This window comes from Leucobacter allii, from assembly GCF_022919155.1.
GTDB classification, from domain to species: domain Bacteria; phylum Actinomycetota; class Actinomycetes; order Actinomycetales; family Microbacteriaceae; genus Leucobacter; species Leucobacter allii.
This window is the reverse complement of sequence record NZ_CP095045.1, coordinates 1313118-1331261: the sequence shown is the minus strand read 5'-3', so window position 1 is coordinate 1331261 and position 18144 is coordinate 1313118. Positions and strand designations below refer to the sequence as shown.

The 18144-nt window shown below is 73.5% G+C and carries 18 protein-coding genes and 1 tRNA gene; 9 read left to right on the top strand and 10 right to left on the bottom strand.

The features are described from left to right. The gene (locus tag MUN78_RS06185; protein ID WP_244693647.1) at nucleotides 1-369 is read left to right on the top strand and encodes a spore germination protein GerW family protein; all 369 of its coding nucleotides are present in this window, start codon (nucleotides 1-3) and stop codon (nucleotides 367-369) included. Here the strand turns inward: MUN78_RS06185 and gluQRS are convergent. Continuing rightward, nucleotides 359-1330, bottom strand: a complete 972-nt coding sequence (gene gluQRS, locus MUN78_RS06180; RefSeq protein WP_244729478.1) for a tRNA glutamyl-Q(34) synthetase GluQRS — start codon at nucleotides 1328-1330, stop codon at nucleotides 359-361. The two genes, MUN78_RS06185 and gluQRS, sit on opposite strands and share 11 nt — an antisense overlap. 64 nt (nucleotides 1331-1394) lie before the next feature. Between gluQRS and MUN78_RS06175 the strand changes: the two genes are divergently transcribed. Both MUN78_RS06175 and pdxY read left to right on the top strand, forming a co-directional pair. Then, on the top strand, nucleotides 1395-2774 hold the full coding sequence (locus MUN78_RS06175) for an FAD-binding oxidoreductase (protein WP_244729477.1): 1380 nt from the start codon (nucleotides 1395-1397) through the stop codon (nucleotides 2772-2774). Nucleotides 2775-2843: 69 nt separating this feature from the next. Next, nucleotides 2844-3695 carry a pyridoxal kinase PdxY gene (pdxY, locus tag MUN78_RS06170; protein ID WP_244729476.1) on the top strand — a complete coding sequence of 284 codons (852 nt, stop codon included), beginning with the start codon at nucleotides 2844-2846 and terminating at the stop codon, nucleotides 3693-3695. Nucleotides 3696-3700: 5 nt separating this feature from the next. Here the strand turns inward: pdxY and MUN78_RS06165 are convergent, their stop codons facing one another. After that, nucleotides 3701-4075 carry a fluoride efflux transporter FluC gene (locus tag MUN78_RS06165; protein ID WP_244693643.1) on the bottom strand — a complete coding sequence of 125 codons (375 nt, stop codon included), beginning with the start codon at nucleotides 4073-4075 and terminating at the stop codon, nucleotides 3701-3703. Continuing rightward, on the bottom strand, nucleotides 4072-4509 hold the full coding sequence (locus MUN78_RS06160) for a fluoride efflux transporter FluC (RefSeq protein WP_244729475.1): 438 nt from the start codon (nucleotides 4507-4509) through the stop codon (nucleotides 4072-4074). Before MUN78_RS06160 ends, MUN78_RS06165 begins: the two co-directional genes overlap by 4 nt. Nucleotides 4510-4692: 183 nt before the next feature. Here MUN78_RS06160 and MUN78_RS06155 point away from each other — a divergent pair, with 183 nt between their 5' ends. From MUN78_RS06155 to MUN78_RS06130, 6 genes are all read left to right on the top strand, one after another. Beyond that, nucleotides 4693-5643, top strand: coding sequence for a metal ABC transporter substrate-binding protein (locus MUN78_RS06155; RefSeq protein ID WP_244729474.1), 951 nt, complete (start codon nucleotides 4693-4695; stop codon nucleotides 5641-5643). Further along, the gene (locus MUN78_RS06150; RefSeq protein ID WP_244729473.1) at nucleotides 5640-6428 is read left to right on the top strand and encodes a metal ABC transporter ATP-binding protein; all 789 of its coding nucleotides are present in this window, start codon (nucleotides 5640-5642) and stop codon (nucleotides 6426-6428) included. Before MUN78_RS06155 ends, MUN78_RS06150 begins: the two co-directional genes overlap by 4 nt. Beyond that, nucleotides 6425-7282 carry a metal ABC transporter permease gene (locus MUN78_RS06145; protein ID WP_244729472.1) on the top strand — a complete coding sequence of 286 codons (858 nt, stop codon included), beginning with the start codon at nucleotides 6425-6427 and terminating at the stop codon, nucleotides 7280-7282. The genes MUN78_RS06150 and MUN78_RS06145 overlap by 4 nt, the downstream gene beginning before the upstream one ends. A gap of 318 nt (nucleotides 7283-7600) precedes the next feature. After that, a tRNA-Ala gene (locus MUN78_RS06140) sits at nucleotides 7601-7676 on the top strand. A 66-nt stretch (nucleotides 7677-7742) separates the two neighbouring features. Further along, nucleotides 7743-10535, top strand: coding sequence for a hypothetical protein (locus tag MUN78_RS06135; RefSeq protein WP_244729471.1), 2793 nt, complete (start codon nucleotides 7743-7745; stop codon nucleotides 10533-10535). A gap of 138 nt (nucleotides 10536-10673) precedes the next feature. Next, on the top strand, nucleotides 10674-11237 hold the full coding sequence (locus tag MUN78_RS06130) for a hypothetical protein (RefSeq protein ID WP_244729469.1): 564 nt from the start codon (nucleotides 10674-10676) through the stop codon (nucleotides 11235-11237). A gap of 29 nt (nucleotides 11238-11266) precedes the next feature. On the opposite strand, the gene rsfS is transcribed toward MUN78_RS06130, so the two are convergent. From rsfS to obgE, 7 genes are all read right to left on the bottom strand, one after another. Continuing rightward, the gene (gene rsfS, locus MUN78_RS06125; RefSeq protein ID WP_429952303.1) at nucleotides 11267-11671 is read right to left on the bottom strand and encodes a ribosome silencing factor; all 405 of its coding nucleotides are present in this window, start codon (nucleotides 11669-11671) and stop codon (nucleotides 11267-11269) included. 61 nt (nucleotides 11672-11732) lie between these two features. Beyond that, nucleotides 11733-13646 (bottom strand): hypothetical protein, encoded by a 1914-nt coding sequence (locus MUN78_RS06120; RefSeq protein ID WP_244729467.1) that lies wholly within the window; start codon nucleotides 13644-13646, stop codon nucleotides 11733-11735. Continuing rightward, nucleotides 13639-14214, bottom strand: a complete 576-nt coding sequence (gene nadD, locus MUN78_RS06115) for a nicotinate-nucleotide adenylyltransferase (RefSeq protein WP_244729465.1) — start codon at nucleotides 14212-14214, stop codon at nucleotides 13639-13641. Before nadD ends, MUN78_RS06120 begins: the two co-directional genes overlap by 8 nt. A gap of 40 nt (nucleotides 14215-14254) precedes the next feature. After that, nucleotides 14255-14467, bottom strand: a complete 213-nt coding sequence (locus tag MUN78_RS06110) for a hypothetical protein (RefSeq protein ID WP_244693633.1) — start codon at nucleotides 14465-14467, stop codon at nucleotides 14255-14257. Nucleotides 14468-14523: 56 nt separating this feature from the next. After that, nucleotides 14524-15783 carry a glutamate-5-semialdehyde dehydrogenase gene (locus MUN78_RS06105; RefSeq protein ID WP_244729463.1) on the bottom strand — a complete coding sequence of 420 codons (1260 nt, stop codon included), beginning with the start codon at nucleotides 15781-15783 and terminating at the stop codon, nucleotides 14524-14526. Further along, on the bottom strand, nucleotides 15780-16577 hold the full coding sequence (gene proB / locus MUN78_RS06100; protein WP_244693631.1) for a glutamate 5-kinase: 798 nt from the start codon (nucleotides 16575-16577) through the stop codon (nucleotides 15780-15782). The genes MUN78_RS06105 and proB overlap by 4 nt, the downstream gene beginning before the upstream one ends. Continuing rightward, nucleotides 16574-18079 carry a GTPase ObgE gene (obgE, locus tag MUN78_RS06095; protein ID WP_244729461.1) on the bottom strand — a complete coding sequence of 502 codons (1506 nt, stop codon included), beginning with the start codon at nucleotides 18077-18079 and terminating at the stop codon, nucleotides 16574-16576. The genes proB and obgE overlap by 4 nt, the downstream gene beginning before the upstream one ends. Nucleotides 18080-18144 lie beyond the last annotated feature (65 nt).

Here is an 18144-nt window from a genome sequence, read left to right as displayed (position 1 = left end):
ATGGCGAATCTCACGAAGCAGCTGGCGGACACCGTGACCGAGGTCGGCGTGAACGCCGCGTTCGGCGCACCCATCGAGGTCGACGGCACCACGATCATCCCGGTCGCATGCACGAGCTACGGTTTCGGTGCGGGCGAGGGCGAGGGCTCCGGCGCGCTCGGCGACGGCGAGAGCTCCGGCCCCGACGCGCAGGGCGTCGGCTCGGGCGGAGGCGGCGGGGGCATGGCGATCCCCGTCGGGGCCTACGTCAGCCGCGACGGCGCGACGCGCTTCGAGCCGAACCTCATCGCCCTCATCGCCGTCGGCGTCCCCTTCGTCTGGGTTGCGGGGCGCGCGCTCGCCCGCATCATCCGCGCGCTCAAGAAGTAGCCGGACCGGGCCGCTCCACCGCCGGATCCGTCCACGTCCACGGCTCGCGCGGCAGCGCGTCCGGGTCGAAGCGCTCGAGCAGCCGCGCGGGCGTGACGGGCTCCCCGGGCGATGCGAGCCCGAGCGAGGCGGCGAGACGGCCGAGCACGGCCACGGGGCCGATGCCGCGTTCGCGGAGCTCGGCGAGCGTGACCGCGCCGTCGCGCTTGGCGAGCCGCGCCCCCTCCGGGCCGAGCACGAGCGGCACGTGGGCGTACTCCACGTCCGGGGGCGAGGGCAGGCCGAGGAGGCGCTGCAGCAGGATCTGCCGCGGCGTCGAGGGGGCGAGGTCGTCGCCGCGCACCACCTGGTCGACGCCCATGGCCGCGTCGTCCACCACCACGGCGAGGTTGTAGGCGACGGTTCCATCGCCGCGGCGGAGCACGAGATCGTCGATGTCGCCGTGCTGCGCGCCGAGCACGCGGTCGGTGAACGCGGGCGCGCGGGTCCCCTCGGGGACCCTGAGTCTGAGCGCCGGGAGCCGCGGCGCGATCCGGTCGCGGGCCGCGGCGCGCGCGGCAGGATCGAGATCGCGGCAGGTCCCCGGATAGGCGCCGGGCGGTGCGTGCGGCGCCGACGGCGCCGCGAGGATGTCCCGTCGCGTGCAGCTGCATTCGTACACGAGGCCGGCATCCGCGAGCCGGGCGATCGCGGCCTCGTGGGCCGCGGAGCGCTCGGTCTGCCGCACGGGCGGGCCGTCCCAGTCGAGCCCGAGCGCCGCGAGATCGGCGAGCTGCCGCTCGGCGCTCCCCGCGTCGCGGGCGCGGTCGAGATCCTCGATCCGCATGAGGAAGCGCCTCCCGCTCGAGCGCGCGAACATCCAGGCGAGCAGCGCCGTGCGGAGGTTCCCCAGATGGAGATCCCCGGAGGGGCTCGGCGCGTAGCGCCCGGCGCCCGCGGCCCGCGCCCCGTCTCCATCCATGTCCCCCATCCTGCCACGGCGGACGCGGCGCACCGGCGCCGCGCACCGGCGCTACGCTGTGGGCATGGACGATGGGACGACGGGGCCGGACCTGGATCGGCTGGCACGGGAGCTCGAGACACTCGGGACGCCGGGGCGCCTGGTGCGCGATCCGGCGGAGCTGGCTCCCTACATGCGGGACGCCTCCCGGGCCGTGCCGGACGGCGCGCCCCTCGCGCTGTGCCTCGCGACCACGACCGCGGAGGTCTCCGCGGCGCTCGCCTGGGCGCACGCCTCACGGGTGCCCGTGAGCGTCCGCGGGGCGGGCACGGGCGTCTCCGGCGGGGCGCTGTCCTACGACGGCGGCCTGATCCTGTCCCTCGAGCGGATGGACCGCATCCTCGAGATCGATGCGGAGAACCGGCTCGCGGTCGTGGAGCCCGGGGTCGTGACGGCGGAGCTCGACCGCGCCTGCCGCGCGCACGGGCTGTTCTTCCCCCCTGACCCCGCGAGCGCGCGCAGCTGCACGGTCGGCGGGAACGTCGCGACGAACGCGGGCGGGCTGCGCTGCGTCGCCCACGGCGTCACCTCGGACGCCGTCGCGGCGCTCGAGGTCGTGCTGGCCGACGGCCGGGTGCTGCGCACCGGGGCGCGGACGCGCAAGAACGTCGTCGGCTACGACCTCACCCGGCTCTTCGTGGGCTCGGAGGGCACCCTCGGCGTGGTCACGGAGGTCACGGTGCGCCTGCACCCGGTGCCGCCGGGAACGCCCCGGACCTTCCGCGCGAGCTTCGACCGCCTGGAGGATGCGGGGAACGCGGTGACGGCGATCGTGAACGGCCCGGCCCGGCCCGAGGTGCTCGAGCTCATGGACGCGCTCAGCGTCGAGATCATCGAATCGTTCCGGCCGAGCGGGCTCGTCGTGCCGGGCGGCGCGATGCTCGTCGGTCAGACGGTCGGCGAGCACGCGGAGGCGCACGCTCGGGCGATCGCGGAGAGCTGCGCCGCGCACGGCGCCGTCGACACCGAGGTGTCGGACTCCGACGCGCTGCTCGAGGCGCGCCGTCTCTCGAACCCCGCGCTCAACGCGCGCGGCCTGAAGCTCTCCTGCGACGTCGGCGTTCCGGTGGCCGCGCTCGCCCGGATGCTTCGCGGCGTCGAGGAGATCTCGCGGCGGCGCGGCGTCCGCGTCTCGACCGTGGCCCACGCGGGCGACGGCAATCTCCACAGCACGGTCGAGCTGCCCGAGGGCGCGGACGGGAGCGCCCGGGCCGAAGCGGTGCTCGACGAGGTGACCCGGCTTGCGCTCTCCCTCGACGGCACGATCTCGGGCGAGCACGGCATCGGCGCCGTGAAACTGCACGAGCTCCCGTGGCAGCTCGACGCCGTGTCGCGCGACGTGCAGCGCGCGATCAGGTCCGCGCTCGATCCGCGCGGCATCCTCTCCCCGGGCCGCGCCGTCTGACACGAGGAGTGGTCCACTCGATCGACGAGAGGATGGTCTACTCGGAGGACCAATGGGAGGATCGGAGTCATGCGCATCCTCTCGATCCAGTCCTCCGTCTCGTACGGCCACGTCGGCAACTCCGCCGCCGTGTTCCCGCTGCAGCGGATCGGCGTCGAGGTGATGCCGGTGCACACGGTCTGCTTCTCGAACCACACGGGCTACGGGGCCTGGCGGGGTCCACTCATGTCGGGGGACGAGGTGCGCGAGATCGTTCTCGGCATCGAGGAGCGCGGGGGCCTCGCCGGCGTCGACGCGGTGCTCTCGGGCTACCAGGGCGGCGACAGCATCGGCGACGCGATCCTCGACGCGGTCGACCGTGTGAAGCACCACAGCCCCGATGCGATCTACGCCTGCGACCCCGTGCTCGGCAACGCCCGCTCCGGCTGCCACGTGGCCCCCGAGGTGCAGCGGCTCATCCGGGATCGCGTGGTCCCCCGCGCCGACCTCATCACTCCCAACCAGTTCGAGCTCGGCTTCCTCACCGGAACCGCCCCCGACACGCTCGAGACCACCCTCGACGCCGTGGACCGCGCGCGGGAGCTCGGCCCGCAGACGGTGCTCGTCACGAGCGTCGAACGCCCGGACCGCCCGGCCGGAACGGTCGAGATGCTCGCGGTCACACCGGCGGGGGCGTGGCTCGCGCGCACCCCGCACCTCCCGTTCAAGGTCAACGGCTCGGGCGATGTGACGGCGGCGCTCTTCACCGCTCACGTCCGTCGCACCGGCGACGCGGCCGACGCGCTCGCGCGCACGACGGCGAGCGTCTTCGCCCTGCTCGAGCGCACCCTCGCCGGCGGCGGCCGGGAGCTCGAGCTCGTCGCGGCGCAGGAGGCGTACGCGCACCCCGAGCTGCGCTTCGCGGTCGAACGGGTGCGCTGAGCCGGTCACCCCCGCAGCTGCGCGCCGAGCAGCATCCCGCATCCCGCGAGCGCCGTCGCCGCGAGGAGCACTCCGAGGCCGTTCGCGAGCGCGGCCCCGATCCGGCGCGCGAGCAGCAGCCTGACCGTGTCGAGACTCGCGGTGCTGAAGGTCGTATAGCCGCCGAGGAGCCCGGTCGCGAGGACCGCGAGGATGCGCTGGTCTAGCGCGAGGCCCGTGAGGATCCCGAGCACCAGGGAGCCGCTCAGATTGACGAGCAGGATCCCCCAGGGGAAGCGCGCCCGCACCCGGTCAGGCAGGCCGCTGTCGACGAGGTGGCGCAGCGCCGCGCCGAGTCCGCCGGCGACCGCGATCCCGAACGCGAGCAGTGCGCCGCTCATCGCGCATCCTCCGCGTGCGCCGCCGCCTCCGGCGCGATGCCGCGCCCCGCCAGGATCCCGAGGCCGCTCGCCGCGGCGCCGGCGAGGAGCGTGGCCGCGGCGTAACCGAGCGCGACCCCGATCCGCCCCTCGAGGAGCAGTCGCGCCGTGTCGCCGGCGTAGAGGCTGTAGGTCGTGAAGCCGCCGAGCACGCCGGTGCCGAGCAGCAGCCGCGCCGTGCGCCAGCGCCCGCGCTCGCCGCCGCGCCGGGCGACGACCTCCACGAGCGCACCGAGCAGGAAGGCGCCGAGAACGTTCACGAGGAGCGTCGCGAACGGGAATCCCCCGTTCGCATCGGGCGACCCGATGAGGAGACCCGTGCCGTAGCGGGCGAGCGAGCCCGCGGCTCCGCCGACGGCGACGACCGCGAGATCGGGGAGGGTGGCACGGGACACGGCCCGAGTCTACGCCCCCGGAGTCCCGGACCCGCGCTCCTGCGCATTCGGCGCCGCCCGTTCCGCCTCGGCCGCGGGGCTTCCCCCGCCCGGGTCGAGGGGCTTCCCCCCACCCGGGCCGAGGGGCTATGATCATAAAAGTTCGACTACACGAACTTTGATCTTCACCTATACGGAGAATCCATGCCGCACCGTCCCCGAGCACGTCGCCTCCTCGGCGCCCTCGGTCTCCCGCTCCTCCTCGCCCCGCTCCTGCTCGGCTGCGCGGAGCCGGATTCCCGGGCCGATCCCCGCGGCGGCGTCCCCGAGGACGCCCCGGTCGTGCTCACGACCTTCACGGTCCTCGCCGACATTGCCCGCAACGTCGCGGGCGACCGCATCCGCGTCGAGTCGATCACCAAGGCCGGTGCCGAGATCCACGGCTACGAGCCGACGCCGCTCGACATCGCGAAGGCCGCGGAGGCCGCGCTGATCCTCGACAACGGATTCGGGCTCGAGGCCTGGTTCGCGCAGTTCGTCGCGCAGGTCGAGGTGCCCCACGTCGTGGTCACCGAGGGCATCGCCCCGATCGACATCGCCGAGGACGCGTACGCCGGGAAGCCGAACCCGCACGCGTGGATGAGCCCGGCGCTCGTGCAGCGCTACGTCGACAACATCGTCGCGGCCTTCTCCGAGCTCGAGCCCGAGCACGCCGAGGAGTTCGCCGCCAACGGCGCCGCCTACCGCTCCGAGCTCCAGGAGGTGCAGGACGAGCTCGAGGCGGCGCTCGCGGAACTGCCCGAGCCGCAGCGGGCGCTCGTGAGCTGCGAGGGCGCCTTCCCCTACCTCGCGCGCGACGCCGGTCTCGCCGAGCAGTACATCTGGCCGGTGAACGCCGAGCAGCAGGCCACTCCGCGTCAGATCGCCGACACGATCGAGTTCGTCCAGGAGCACGACGTGCCCGCGGTGTTCTGCGAATCCACCGTCTCCGACCGCGCCATGCGCCAGGTCGTCGAGGCCACCGGCGCGCGGTTCGGCGGCACGCTCTACGTCGACTCCCTCTCCGAGGCGGACGGCCCCGTGCAGAGCTACCTCGACCTCATCCGCTACGACGCCGAGACCATCGCGTCGGCGCTCACCGGGAGCGGATCGTGAGCGCGGCGCGGCCGGCGGCGAGCGCGGGATCGGATGCGGGGGCGCCGGAGCCGGCGATCCGGATCGACGACCTCGTGGTCCGCTACGGGGAGGTGACCGCGCTCGACGGCGCGACGCTCGCGGTGCGACCGGGTCGCGTCACGGGCCTCATCGGGATGAACGGCTCGGGGAAGTCCACGCTGTTCACCGCGATCATGGGCGGAGTGCGGCCGGAGCGCGGCGACGTTCGCATCGCCGGCCGCTCCCCCGCCGAGGCGCGGAGCCGCGGCCTCGTCGGCTACGTGCCGCAGAGCGAGGCCGTCGACTGGGCCTTCCCCGTGTCCGTGCGCGACGTCGTGATGATGGGCCGGTACGGGCGCATGGGCCCGATGCGGCGCGCCCGCGCCGCCGACCGCGAGGCCGTCGACGCGGCGCTCGCGCGCGTGGAGCTGGAGGACCTCGCCGATCGGCAGATCGGCCGGCTCTCCGGCGGCCAGCGCAAGCGCGCCTTCGTGGCCCGCGGCCTCGCGCAGGGCGCCGGCATCCTGCTCCTCGACGAGCCCTTCGCCGGGGTCGACAAGCGCTCGGAAGCGACCATCGTGCGCCTGCTCCGGGAGCTCGCGGATGCCGGCAGCACGGTGCTCGTCTCGACGCACGATCTCCACGCGCTCCCCGCGCTCGCCGATGACGCGGCGCTGCTGCTGCGCCGCATCCTCTTCCACGGCGACGTCCGCGAGGCGCTCGCGCCGGAGCGCCTGTCGCTCGCCTTCGGACTCGATCCCGACGCCCTGGAAGGACTCGCATGACCCCGCTCGACCTCCTCCTCGAACCGCTGCAGTACGAGTTCATGGGCCGGGCGCTGCTCGCCACCGGGATCGCCGCCGCGGTGTGCGCGCTGCTCTCGTGCTGGCTCGTGCTCATCGGCTGGTCCCTCATGGGCGACGCGGTCTCGCACGCGGTGCTCCCCGGGGTCGTGCTCGCCTACATCGTCGGAGCGCCATTCGCGCTCGGGGCGATCGTCTTCGGGCTCATCGCCGTGACCGCCATCGGCGCGATCCGGAGCACCAGCCGGGTGAAGGAGGACGCCGCGATCGGCATCGTCTTCACGACCCTCTTCGCCCTGGGCCTCGTGCTCATCTCGGTGACCCCGAGCCAGACCGACCTCACGCACATCATCTTCGGCAACGTGCTCGGCGTGACGACGGCCGACCTCCTGCAGATCGCGGTGCTCGCCGCCATCGCCGGGGTCGCGGTCCTCGTGAAGCGCCGGGACCTCACCCTCTTCGCGTTCGACCCCACGCACGCGCGGGCGATCGGGCTGAATCCGCGACTGCTCGGCGCACTGCTGCTCGGCCTGCTCGCGCTCACCGCGGTCGTGGCGCTCCAGGTCGTCGGCGTCATCCTCGTGGTCGCGATGCTCATCATCCCCGGCGCCACGGCGTATCTCCTCACCGACCGCTTCGGCCGCATGCTCGTCATCGCCCCGACGCTGGCGGTGCTGTGCTCCGCCGTCGGCATCTACGCGAGCTACTGGCTCGACGCGGCATCGGGAGGGCTCGTCGTGCTCGCCCAGGGCGCGGCCTTCGTGCTCGTCTACCTCTTCGGCCCGAGGCACGGCCTCCTCGGACGGATCCGCGGGCGCCGGCGCGCCGAGGCCTGAGCCCGGCCGGACGCCCGCGACCCCGCGCGGAATCACCCGGAGATCACGCGAACGTGCCTCTTGCGCCCGGCGAAACCCCCGTTCGCGTCATTCTCGCGGCTTCGCGGGCGGGGTGGGGCGGGCGCGGGCGGACGGGGCGGGGCCAAGGGGCCGCGGGGCCAAGGGACTGCGGGGCCGCGGGGGCCGCTCCCACCCCGCGACCGGGGACGGAACGCGTGACACGCGCGGGATCCCGGAGCGAGAGCGCCGATTTGCATCCGCCGGGGGCGCCGGGTGTAAACTCGAAGAGTTGTCGGGTGAGCATTCGCCCGACTTCCCGGGTCTGTGGCGCAGCTGGTAGCGCACCTGCATGGCATGCAGGGGGTCAGGGGTTCGAGTCCCCTCAGATCCACCATCACGACGAAGCCCCGCCTCCTCCCTGAGGCGGGGCTTCGTCGTTCGTGTCGCTACGATGGTGATCATGGCCGAGGACGCACCGCAGCCGCACGACCGCGAGAACGATGACGCGGACGACGAGCCGTACGAGCTCGCGACCGAGGACCCGGCAGACGTGCCGGGGTTCCTGGGCCGGGCGATCGCCGCCCTCGAGGGCACCGACGACGACGCGGAGTTCGAGGGCGTCGACTTCTACAGCACGCAGGGCGTGCGCTTCGTCGTCACCGCCGCCTACGACTCCGACGTCGTCGAGGCCTCCGGCCCCCTGGGGCGACGGATCATCGACTACGCATCGGAGGTGCGCGACGCGCTGCGAGACGCCTGGGGCGCCCCGGAGACCCACGAGCCGAGGCTCGTCGGCGAGGAGCGGGAGCCCGAGGGCATCCTCGACTACCTGATGCTGTCGATGGGCTTCGCGAGCGCCGAACTGTGGGATCGCGGCGCGTACTTCGTCGCCCTCGTCACCCGCTGGACGGGCGAGCCCGAGGCGAGCGACCTGCACCAGCTCGCCTTCGCCCTCTCGCGCGACACGATGATGCGGGGCATGTCCGCGTTCATCGACGACGGCGACACGCGGCACCCGCGGCTCATGCGCGGCGAGCTCCCCGAGGAGCTGCACCGCCGAGCCTGGCTCTTGAGCACGATGTTCGACCGCGGAGAGGCCCGACTGCGGGGCGCACCGATCGAGGCGTCGCGCACCAATCTGCTGCGGCAGGACGGGGTCACCACCACGTGGGTCTTCGCGGACGACGGGCGCCAGCTGCTGCTGTTCCGGGATCCGGAGTGCCGCTTCGCGCGGATGCTCGACGCACTCGAGGACGACGAGCGGCTCGGGCTGACCGCGCGCATGCTGCAGGGGGTGCCGAGCGACCTGCTCGCGTGCCTCACGGCCCCGGGCGAGGGCCCGCGCGGCGTCGCCGAGCACGCGCTGGAGTTCGCGGCGCTCGACGGCGCGCTGCTGCCCCGGATCACCGGGGCGTACTGGTTCGACGGCGAGTCCTGGATCTCGCCCGAGGTGTTCGTCGAGCTGGCCTATCAGCACGGTCTCGACCTCGAGGAGTTCGGATTCCGTGCGGCGGTGGCGCGGCCGCTGCGGATCGGCGGCGACTTCACGACCGACGACTTCGCGCCGCAGGCGGACCCGGCCGCGCCGGACGCCGAGCAGCGCAGATCTCTCGTGGAGGCGGTCTTCGCGGGATGCCCGTACCCGGCGCAGCCGCGGCCGGAGGGCGATGTCCGACTCGGGTACGGCCTGCCCGAGGGCCTCACCCCCGAGGCCGTGACCGAGGGCATCGATCGACTCACCCGGGCCTGGTGGACGCAGGAGGTGCCCGTGAAGGCCCTTTCCGAGGGCGAGGAGCACGAGGCTTTCCGCATCGGCAGGATCGACTTCTTCGGCGAGACCGGCGATCGGGAGGTGCACGCGGCGCTGCTGCTCGGGGATCCCTGGGTCGTCGACGCGGTGCAGGAGTGGACCACGCGGCTCGATCGGCGACTGTGCGAGCGCTGGGGCGAGGCCGGCGTCGTGCGCGCGCACGACCGGCAGACGGGCGAGCTCATCAAGTCGCCCATGACGCGCTTCCTCCGCGGCGGCGGCTTCGAGTCGGCACGGATCTGGTGGGTCAACGGCCACGCGCTGCTGCTGTGCGCGGGGTACTCCGACGACGACGAGTACGGCGACCGGCCCGTAGCCCTGATGGCGGTCTGCAAGCTCGACGCCGTCGCCGCGCTCTTCGGCGGCATGCGGCACTGGGAGCCGTGGTGGCGCGGTCGGGTCGTCGAAGAGCTGCAGATCGCGATGGCGACCGGCTCGTTCGACGGCGACGGGGCTCGCACGGTGCCGTGGGCCGGTCCGTCGCTCCCCGGTTCGGGTGCGCGCGGCGAGGCCGTGGTGCCCGAGGCGCGCCGGATCGTCCTGCGGTCGGGCGGCTTCGCCTGGATTTGGTATCGCACTCACGATCGGCGCGGCCTGATCGTGGCATGCGACCGGCAGGGCCCGGAGCCGACCGCCGAGGAGATCGCCGCGCGCTTCGCAGGCGTCCCGGAGGATCTGCTGTCGCTCGTGCGCGACCGGGATCAGCACGGCGTCGTCCCGGTCGTGCCCACGGCCCAGGGGGCGCTGCCGGCGGCGACCGCGGTGCTCTGGGCCGACGGGCTCGACTGGCGGGCGTCGCCGGGCACCGTCCGCGAGGTCTACGACGCGAGCGTCATCGACGACGTCGATCCCCTCGAGATGCTCCTCTCCCAGCGCTTCGGGGTGGCCCAGCTGCGCGTGCTGCTGCGCATGGGCGTCCCGCTGACGGCGGCGGCCCTGGCGGACCCGGAGTACGGTCGCTTCATGCTCGGCCGTGCTGCCGCGCCCGAGGAGGTCGCGACGTCGCTCGCCGGCTTCCGCGCCCCCGCCGAGGCCGCGCTCACCGGGACCCTCGACGAGCTCCTCGACGTGCAGCTCGAGGCGCCCGAGTGGCGCTTCCTCCTGGATGCCGTGCTCAGCAACCGCGACCCGCGGGCGCGGCGCGAGCTGGCGCTCTGGCTCCTCGGCGCGACGCAGAGCGGGGCGGAGGGTCTCGACGCCTCGGGGCAGTTCTCGTTCATGACGCCGGTCAACGTGCTGCTCGGCAACCCGACCCTCGACGACGGCGACGCCGACGTGCTGCAGGCGCTCGCCGACCACGGAGCCGACCTCGGCTTCGGGCTGCTCGGAGAAACCGGCGGGATCGACCCGGCCGCGCAGCTGAACCGCCGCGCCGCGGCGGGCGCGACCGTCGACCGGCTCCGCGAGGTGCTGCAGGAGGCGGCGGGCCCGGCGCCCGCGTAGCGCCGGGATCGGAAGCGCGCACGGCGGCACCTCCGCGGCGAGCGACACCGCGGGAGCACCGCGAGAGTCTCCGAGGCGCGCCGTCCGACTTCGCCCCGCTCGGACGCGATGCGCAGACGCCTGGGATACGATCGGTGCATGCCGACCGCCGCCTCTCCCGCCGCCACCGCCCCCGGGCGGCTGCGTCGACTGGGCTGCGCGGCGGCGATCGTCGTCCTCCTCGGCTCGGCGGCGATGGCGCCGTACTCCCTGCCGAGCGCCTTCGCCGCGGACGGGGACCCGGGCGGAACGACCGCCGCACCCGCCGCCGAGCAGCGGGTGCGCACCGCGGAGGCGGCCTCGGGGCTCGCGATCGACCTCAGCGTCGAAGCCGCCGCCGAGCAGTCGGCGAGCACCACGGGGGGCGACGAGGAGTCTCCGAAGGATGCGCTCTACACGCTGGAGCAGTTCATGTTCAGCGGCGCGGTCGCCTGGGGCGGCTACAAGTTCACGTTCTACAGCGAGCAGGTGCTCCCCGGTCCGGGGCTCCAGATCCCGGGGCGCCACGTCAACGCCGCCGGATACGTCAGCGACGAGGACGGCTACATCGTGCTCGCTGGCGACGCCCCCAAGGGGACCGTCTACGAGACCCCGTTCGGCTACCCGGGCAAGATCTACGACCGCGGCACGGTCGGCAACCACCTCGACGTGTACATCCGCTGACGCCGGACGGGCGGCGCCCGCCGGTGCGACTATTCGGCGCGTTCGGACGACGGCGCGAGCATCCCGGCGACGTCGATGGTCGGGCAGTCCTGCCACAGCCGTTCGAGCTGGTAGAAGTCCCGCTCCTCCTGGTGGAAGACGTGCACGATGAGGTCGCCGAAGTCGAGCAGCACCCAGCGGCCGGTCTCGCGGCCCTCGCGCCGGAGTGTCCGCACCCCCGCTTCGTTCAGCGCATCCTCGACCGCGTCGGAGATGGCCTGCACGTTCCGCTCGACGCTGCCGCCGAGCACCAGGAAGACGTCGGCGAGGCCGAACTGCTCCGTCACCTCGAGCGCGACCGGTCCGGTCGCACCCTTCTCGTCTGCCGCACGTACGGCGATCCCCAGATCGGCCCTGACGTCGCGAAGTTCGCTCACTTGAAGTCTCAATTCCATTCGTTCAGCGCGGCCTGCGGCGCGCGCATCGATCCCGTGGCGGTCGCCACCGCGATCAGGTCTAGCCGAACATCCCGTTGCTCGCGCCCCAGACGCCCAGTCCGACGACGACGACGAGCAGACCGCCGCCCGTGAGGGAGAGGATTAGCGGGAGTTTGCTCCGCTCCTTCGCCGGTTTCGCGACCACGGGGACCCCGGAGGGCACGAGCGCGCTCACGGCGTGCCGCGCGGAGACCGGAGCCGGTCCCTGACCGGTCGTCTGCGGGTCGTTCGTCGGTTCGCCCGTGATGGGGTCCATCTCGATCGAGTCGTGGAGGGCGGAATGCCCACCGGTCTCGCCGAGGGACTTCGGGAGCTGCAGGGAGCCGGTGACGTAGAGCTCGCCGGTGCCGCCGAGGGGGCCGGCGAGCCCGCCGGTGTCGTCCGGCATGCCGGGGAGGATCAGCGCCGCGGTTCCGGTGCTGCTGGTGGATCCCTCCTGGGCCACTGCACGGGAGATGAGATCATCGAAATCGCCGTCGCCGTTCTGGGCCCCGGCGGCGGGGAAGGTGCGCGAGGCGGGGTCGTCGAACACCGAGCGCCATTCCTCGGGCGGAGCGATATCGGGGAAGGAGTAGCTCTTCTTCCCCTCGGGGCTCGTGGGCTCGGGACCCGGGGTCTCGGGCTCGGGGCGCGTGGCCTCGGGCTCCGCGCTCGGTACCGCGGCGGTCGGCCCCGCCTCCGTGGCTGCCCCGGGCCGGGCCGGGCCGGCCGGCCCGGACGCGGTCGACGAGTCAGGAGCGGCCGACGGCTCGGGAGCGACCGTCGGCTCCGAGACGGGGGTCGGCTCGGGATCCGGAACGGGAGCGGGGGCGGCCGCAGGCACGGGGGCCGCGGGCATCGCGACGGTCTGGGGCTCGGCGGGATCCGCGCCGACGGCGGGCGCCGCCGCGGGATCCGCCTCGGGGCGCGCAGCACTCGCGTCCGCCGCGGGGTCGGGAGCCGTCGCGGCCGCTTTGCCCCGCTGCCAGAATCGCCGCTTGGGCTTCTCGGCCTCGCTCGCGCCCGGCGCGGGCTCGGCTGCCGACTCGGCATCGCCGGCGGACGCGGGTCCCGCCTCGGGGGTCGCGGCATCCTGCGCGACGGCCGCGGACTCGAGGTCTGCGGGCGCGCCCTCGGACGGTGCCTGCTCCTCGGGGAGCGCGCCGTTCGCGGAGCCCTGCTCGGCCTCCTGCAGTTCCGAGACCGTGAACGGCTCCGTGGGCGGGGCGATGAGCGAGTCGAAGTCCACCTCGCCGGTCACCGGAACGGCCGGCCGATCCTCCGCGGCGTCCGCCGAAGTCGAGAACGACGATGCGGCACCGGCCACGGGATCGGCGGCGTCGGGCGCGCCGACCGGCTCCGCCGTCGCCTGCGACGGATCCCGGTCGTCGGAGGCCGCCGCCTGCTCGGGTGCGCCCGTCGCGGGTTCCGGCTCGCCGCCCGACGACGCGGGGGCGGGATCCGGCTTCGGGGGTGCGGGAGCGATCGGGGTCGCTGCGGCCGGCGCGGGCTGCGCGACCGGCCCCGCATCGGCGGGCGCCGGCTCGGCGGGCACGGGCTCAGCCGTCGCCGCATCAGCGGACACGGGCGCGGCGGGCGCCTCATCGGCGGGGACCGGAGCTGCGGGCGCGGGCGACGCGGCGGACTCGGCCGGGGCGTCGGGCTCGGCCGGGGCGGCGGGCGCCGGCTCGGCGCGCTCGGCGAGCGCCGCCTCGCGCAGCTGACGCATCTCGCGCCGACTGCGCGGGGTCCCGTCCTCGTGGAAGGGGGAGATCTCGATCTCCTCAGCGGCCGCAGGCGCTGCGGGCGCCGGCGTCTCGGAGGCGGCCGGGGCCGCCGGCTCCGCCGCCAGGGCCTCGGGCACCTCGGAGAGATCCAGCGCGCCGGTCTCGGCCATCTCCCGCATCCGGCGCTCGCGGCGCGTCAGCGGTCGTTGTTCGTCCTGCTCACTCATGCTCTGTCGCTTCCTTGGAATACAACCCGTGTTTGGCAATGTACTGCACCACCCCGTCCGGAACGAGGTACCACACCGGATACTCACGGGCGACCCGCTCCCGGCAATCCGTCGAGGAGATCGCGAGAGCAGGGACTTCCAACAAGCTTACGTGCTCGCCGGACAATCCAGAAAGCGACAGCTCATGCCCCGGGCGGGAGACCGCGATGAAGTGCGCGAAGTCCCACAGGTCGTCGACATCCTTCCAGCTCAGGATCTGCTCGACGGCATCGGCCCCCGAGATGAAGAAGAGCTCGGCCTCGGGCATCTGCTCGCGCAGGTCGCGGAGCGTGTCGACGGTGTACGTGGGTCCGGCGCGGTCCACGTCCACGCGGCTCACCGTGAAGCGGGGGTTCGACGCAGTGGCGATCACCGTCATGAGGTAGCGGTGCTCGCTCGGCGAGACGTTCGTCTTCTGCCAGGGGTGCCCCGTGGGCACGAACACGACCTCATCGAGGTCGAAGCTCTGCGCCACCTCGCTCGCCGCGACCAGGTGACCGTGATGGATGGGATCGAAGGTGCCGCCCATCACCCCGATGCGACGTTTCGCCTTCACCGTCGGGCGCGCCTCAGTGCTGCTGATCGGCGCCGTGCTCGCGCGCGTACGCCTCGGCCTTCGCCGCGTGCCGGTTCGCCACGTCGCGGAAGGAGAAGGTGACCACGGCGAGCGCGGTGAAGACTCCGAGCGCGATCACGCCGAAGAGCGGTGCCGGGAACGGCAGCTCGTTGACGACGTGGTGGCCCTCTTCAGCGGCGACGGCGATCGTGGCGAGAAGTGACATTGAGATCCCTGCAATCCTGACGTTTCGGGTGGGTGTGTCCAGTGTATCGGGTCTGATCAGCGGATCTGCCCGCTGCCGCGCACGAGCCACTTCGTGCTCGTCAGTTCGGGCAGACCCATCGGACCGCGCGCGTGCAGCTTCTGGGTGGAGATGCCGACCTCCGCGCCGAAGCCGAACTCGCCGCCGTCGGTGAAGCGCGTCGAGGCGTTCACCATCACGACCGCCGAGTCGACCTCGGCGAGGAAGCGCTCCGCGTTCGCGTAGTCCTGGGTGACGATCGCCTCGGTGTGCCGCGTCGAATAGCGCTCGATGTGGGCGATCGCCTCGTCCAGAGAGTCGACGATCCGCACGCCCATCTCGAGCGCGAGGTGCTCGGTCGCCCAGGTCTCCTCGTCCGCCGCGACCGCGCCCGCGTCGGGGAGCAGCTCGCGCGCGGCGGCGTCCGCGTAGAGCTCGACGCCGGACCCCCGGAGCGCGGCCGCGAGGGCCGGCAGCAGGCGAGGCGCCGCCTCGCGGTGCACGAGCAGGGTCTCGGCGGCGTTGCACACGCTCGGGCGATGCGTCTTCGCGTTGGTCACGATGCCGACGGCCATCTCGGCCTCGGCGCTGGCGTCGACGTAGACGTGGACGATCCCCGAGCCGGTCTCGATGACCGGCACGGTCGACTCCTGGACCACGGTGGAGATGAGCCCGGCGCTGCCGCGCGGGATGAGGACGTCGACGTAGCCCCGGGCGCGCATGAGTCGGCCCGCGCCCTCGCGGCCGAACTCGTCGATGGTCTGCACGGCGTCGCCGTCGAGGCCCGCGCGGGAGATCGCCTCCTGGATCAGCGCGACGAGCACCTCGTTCGAGCGCTCCGCGGCCGAACCGCCGCGCAGCACCGCACCGTTGCCGCTCTTGAGCGCGAGCGCGACGATGTCGACCGTGACGTTCGGCCTGGCCTCGTAGATGGCGCCGACGACGCCGAAGGGGACGCGCACCTGATTGATGGTGATGCCGTTCGGCAGCGTGCTCCCGCGGACGACCTGGCCGATCGGGTCGGGCAGCGCGACGACCTCGCGCACGGCCGCGGCGAGGCCGCGCAGGCGGGCCTCGTCGAGACGCAGGCGGTCGAGCAGGCCGTCGCCGATGCCGTTCGCCCGTCCGCGCTCGAGGTCCTCGGCGTTCGCGGCGACGATGCGCGGGATCGCGCCCTCGATGCCCGCGGCGATGGCCTCGAGGGCGGCGTGCTTCTGCGCGGTCGTCGCGGTCGCGAGGCGCTTGGCCGCCGCACGGGCTCGGGCGAGCCGGTCGATGAAGGGATCAGATGCGGTCATGCGTGCAAGCCTAGCGAGGCGGCGGGCGCCGCATCGAACCGCGTGCCGTGATCCGCGCCGCCGAGGACGGCGGCGAACAGCCGCGTCTCCGTGAGCAGGACTGCCGCGCCAGCGTCGGCCGCGAGACGCGCCGCCTGCACCTTCGTCGCGGCGCCGCCCGTGCCCCAGCCGGACTGGCTCTCGCCGATCTCGATCCCCTCGAGCCGGTCGCCGTAGGGGACGTGCGCGATGCGCTTCGCGCCCTTCGTCACGGGGGGCGCGGTGTAGAGCGCATCGACGTCGGAGAGGAGCACGAGCCGGTCGGCGCCGACGAGCCGGGCGACGAGCGCGGCGAGCCGGTCGTTGTCGCCGAATCGGATCTCGTGCGTCGCGACGGTGTCGTTCTCGTTGATGATGGGGAGGATCCCGAGCTGCAGCAGGCGCTCGATCGCGCGCCGCGCGTTGCCGCGGTGCGTGGGGTTCTCCATATCGTGGGCGGTGAGCAGCACCTGGCCCGCGATGATCTCGTGCGCCGTGAAGGCGCGCTGATAGCGGTTCACGAGGATGTTCTGCCCGACCGCGGCCGCGGCCTGCTGCGTCGCGAGGTCCTCGGGGCGATCGTCGAGCCGCAGGAAGGGGACGCCCGTCGCGATCGCACCGCTCGAGACGAGGATCACCTCGGCGCCCGCCGCGTGGAGGCGCGCGAGCGAGTCGACGAGCTCGGGGATCTGCGCGGCGTTGTCGCCGCTGACGGACGACGAGCCCACCTTGACGACGATGCGTCGCGCGCGGAGCAGCTCCTCGCCGATGCTCACGACTCCTCCTCCCACATGCCCGCACGACGTTCGCGCTCCAGCTCGGCTCGCGCCTCGGCCTTCGCGTCCATGCGGTCGTGGTACTCGACGCGGCGCTCCTTGTTGGTCCGACGCCCGTTCTGGTCGACGCGCAGATCGGTGCCGCGGGCGCCCATCTGGACCTCCGCGGCGCTCGTGACGGTCGGCTCCCAGTCGAACACGACGCCGGAGCCCGGGCCGATGACGACCGTGGAGCCCGCGGTCGCGCCCGCCTTGACGAGCGCGTCCTCGATGCCGAGCTTCTGCAGGCGGTCGGCGAGGTAGCCGACGGCCTCGTCGTTGACGAAATCGGTCTGCGCGACCCAGCGCTCCGGCTTCGCCCCGAGGATCCGGTAGATCGTGCCGTAGGTGCCGCCCTCGGGCACCACGCGGAAGCCGCCGTCGTCGACGGCCTTGGGCTGCAGCACGATGCGCGGCTGCGCCTCGGCCGCCGCGAGGTCGCGGGCGCGCGCCTCCTCGACGAGCTCGGCGAGCGCGAAGCTGAGCTCCCGCAGGCCCTCGTGGGAGACGGTCGAGATCTCGAACACCCGGTAGCCGCGCGACTCGAGCTCCGGGCGCACGAACTCGGCCAGCTCGCGGGCCTCGGGGACGTCGATCTTGTTGAGCGCGACGAGCTGCGGGCGCTCGAGCAGCGGCGTCTGGCCCTCGGGGACGGCGTAGGCGGCGAGCTCGCCGAGGATCACCTCGAGGTCGGAGATCGGGTCGCGTCCCGGCTCGAGCGTGGCGCAGTCCAGAACGTGCAGGAGGGCGCTGCAGCGCTCGACGTGGCGGAGGAAGTCGAGGCCGAGGCCCTTGCCCTCGCTCGCGCCCTCGATGAGGCCGGGCACGTCGGCGATCGTGTAGCGGTGATCCGCGATCTGCACGACGCCGAGGTTCGGGTGCAGGGTCGTGAAGGGGTAGTCGGCGATCTTGGGCTTCGCGGCGCTCATCGCAGCGATGAGGCTCGACTTGCCCGCCGAGGGGTAGCCGACGAGCGCGACGTCGGCGATCGTCTTGAGCTCGAGCGTGATCGACCCGGCCCAGCCCTCCGTGCCGAGCAGGGCGAAGCCCGGCGCCTTGCGCTTCGAGCTCGCGAGCGCATGGTTGCCGAGCCCGCCGATGCCGCCCTTGGCCGCGATGAAGCGGGTGCCCGCCTCGGTGAGGTCGATGAGGGTCTCCCCCGCCGCGTCCTTCACCACCGTGCCCACGGGCACGGGGAGCAGGAGCTCGGGGCCGTTCACGCCCGCCCGGTAGTCGCCCGCGCCGTAGCCGCCGTTCTCCGCGCTGCGGTGGGGGCGGCGATGGTACTCGAGCAGGGTCGTGACCTGGGGATCGGCGACGATGACGATGTCGCCGCCGTGCCCGCCCGCCCCGCCGTCGGGGCCCGCGAGCGGCTTGAACTTCTCGCGCCGGATCGACACGCAGCCGTTGCCGCCTCGACCGGCCTGGAGATGCAGCTGCACCCGATCGACGAACGTGACCATGTGAGACCCTCGACTCCCGCTTCATCCTGTGCGCGTCGATCGCGCCGCAGGCGTGTTTCCTTGCC